2 protein-coding genes are annotated in these 2,650 nt (G+C 66.0%); both read right to left on the bottom strand.

Features of this window, described 5'->3' with window-relative positions:
* Positions 1-70 precede the first annotated feature (70 nt).
* Entirely contained in the window at positions 71-1,462 is a 1,392-nt protein-coding gene (locus G3436_RS26390) for an aldehyde dehydrogenase family protein (protein ID WP_420801261.1), read from the bottom strand.
* 31 nt (positions 1,463-1,493) lie between these two features.
* A complete protein-coding gene (locus G3436_RS26385; RefSeq protein ID WP_163951269.1) occupies positions 1,494-2,537 on the bottom strand; it encodes a homoserine dehydrogenase in 1,044 nt (347 codons plus the stop codon).
* Between the last annotated feature and the right edge of the window lie 113 nt (positions 2,538-2,650).

Below are 2,650 nucleotides of genomic sequence, written 5' to 3'. Positions count from 1 at the left end.
CAGGGATATCACTGATCTGAGATGCATGGGTACCTGTGGGAGCTGGCTTGCAGCGAAGAGGCCAGTGGGATCAACGCAGGTTGTTGATGCACACCACCTTGGGCTGGGTCATCTCTTCGTACGCAAAGCGCACCCCTTCACGCCCCAGGCTGCCGTACTTGAATCCGCCAAACGGCATGGCATCGAAACGATAATCCGACGAATCATTGATCATCACCCCACCCGCCTCGATCCGCTTGGCCGCACTCAGCGCCTTGCCCAGGTCGTTGGTGAAGATTCCCGCATGCAGGCTGTAGTCCGGCGCATTGGCCAGGGCGATCGCCTGGTCGAACTCATCGAACGGCTCCAGCACCACCACCGGGGCAAACACCTCGTTGCACCACAGGCGGCTGGCATGATCGACCTGCTCCAGCACGGTCGCCGCATAGCACGCACCCTCGCGTACATGTCCGCACAACAGCCTGGCCCCCTGCACCAGCGCCTCGTCCACCACCGCCTGGGCATTCTTCGCCGCCTGCTCGGTGATCATCGGCCCCACGTCGGTTTCAGCCAGCGCCGGGTTGCCGCACACCAGCCGACTGCTCAAGGCCACGAAGCGCTCGCGAAACGCCGGGTAGATCGACGCCTGCACCAGCAGACGCTGGGTGCCGATGCAGTTCTGCCCGGCCGCCCAGAACGCCCCCGACACGCACGATTCCACCGTCGCCTCCAGGTCGCAATCCTCCAGCACGATCACCGGGGCATTGCCGCCCAGGTCCATCGCCAGTTTCTTGAGGCCCGCGCCACGGGCGATGTGCTCGCCCGTGACGAAGCCCCCGGTGAAGGAAATCATGCGCACCTCGCGGGCCGCCACCAGTGCCTTGCCCAGCTCCGCGCCGCCGGTAGCAACGGTGACCACCGACTCCGGCAGCCCGGCCGCCACCAGGCACTCGACCAGCTTGAGCGCCGACAGCGGCGCCAGCTCAGACGGCTTGAGGATCACCGCGTTGCCACCGGCAATCGCCGGGCCGAGCTTGTGTGCCACCAGGTTGAGCGGGTCATTGTAGGGCGTGATCGCAACGATCAGGCCCAGCGGCTCGCGGCTGAACCAGCCCTGGCGTGACTCGGAACCTTCGTAGGCGTCGAACGGCACCACTTCACCGCCATTGCGTCGCGCCTCTTCGGCCGACAGCTTCAAGGTGTTGACGCAACGTTTGACCTCTTTGCGCGCCTGCTGCAGGGTCTTGCCCGCTTCGGCGATGATCAGCGCGGCAAAGGCCCCGGCGTCCTCCTCGATCAGGCGTGCGGCCTGCTCCAGGATCTGTGCCCGGCGATAGCGCGGCAACGCGGCGCTGGCCTGCACGCCCAGGCGTCCCTGGGCCAGCAACTGCGGCACCTGCGCGGCCGGCATGTCGGGCACCGAGTCGATCAGGCTGGCATCGAACGGGTTGAGCACGTCGATCTGTTGTCCCACGATGGCCATGGCCAGGCGCGATACGTTCATGGCTGCTCTCCTATTGGCCGGTCTTGGCGGTGTGGATGGCGATGATGTCCGACAGCAGCGCGAAGGCGGTTTCGATACGCCCCGCCCCTGGGCCGGACACGGTCACTGCGCCCAGCAGCTCGGTGTCGAACGACACCGCATTGATCGCCTCCGAGATACCTGCCAGCGGGTGCTCGGCCTTGAGCAGGCGAGGTTCGACGCTGGCGTGGATCGAGCCGTCGGCCGAGCGCTGCGCGGCACCGATCAGCTTCCAGCGCGCGCCATCGCGTTGGGCGGCGTCGATATCGGCCGCACTCAGGCCGCTGATACCCTTGCAGCTCACATCGTTGACGCCCAGGTGTGCGCCCAGCAGTTCATTGGCCAGGATCACGACCTTGAGGCGCACGTCGAAGCCTTCGACGTCGGCCGTCGGGTCGGCTTCGGCGTAGCCCAGCGCCTGCGCCTTGCTGACCGCCTCGGCAAAGCCCAGGCCTTCTTCCATGCGGGTCAGGACGAAGTTGGAGGTGCCGTTGAGGATGCCCTCGAAGCCCTTGATCCGGCTGCCGGCCAGGGCCTGTTTGGCCAGGCGGATCACCGGGGTGCCGCTCATTACCGCGCCTTCGTACTCGAAGCGTACGCCGTGGGCGTCGGCCAGGGCCTTGAGCTCGGCGGCGTGCAGGGCAATCGGGCCCTTGTTGGTGGTGACCAGGTGCTTGCCGGCCTGCAGGGCCCAGCGGCAGAACGAGGTGGCGGGCTCGCCGTCGACCGGGTTGGTGAAGGTGGCTTCGGCGACGATGTCGGCGCCGGAGTGCTTGATCACCTCTTCGTTCATGGCGTCGGCGCTGCCACCGGGCAGTTGGGCAAAGGCGCCCTTGGCAGCCGGCAGGCGCACCAGGGTGGCCGCATCGAGGCCGTCGCGGCCGATGATCGAGCCCAGGAACAGGTCGGTGACGCCGACGATCTTGAGGCTGAAACCGAGGGTGGCCTGCCAGCTCGGGTTGCTGTCGGCGATCAGTTGGGCCAGGCCGCGATTGACGCCGCCAAAGCCGACGAGGGCGATCTTGTATTCAGTCATTGTTGTTTTCTCCGATATCGAGCCAGGGTTGCTTGGGGCTAGAGTAGGAGCGCAGCGGTGGCAGTGAAATATGCCGGTTTGCTCTATTTTGTGGCCATTTTGACCAGGCTTGC

Source organism: Pseudomonas brassicae (genome assembly GCF_010671725.1).
GTDB classification, from domain to species: Bacteria; Pseudomonadota; Gammaproteobacteria; order Pseudomonadales; family Pseudomonadaceae; genus Aquipseudomonas; species Aquipseudomonas brassicae.
Note: the sequence above shows the minus strand (reverse complement) of the source record. Positions and strands in the feature narration are given on the sequence as shown.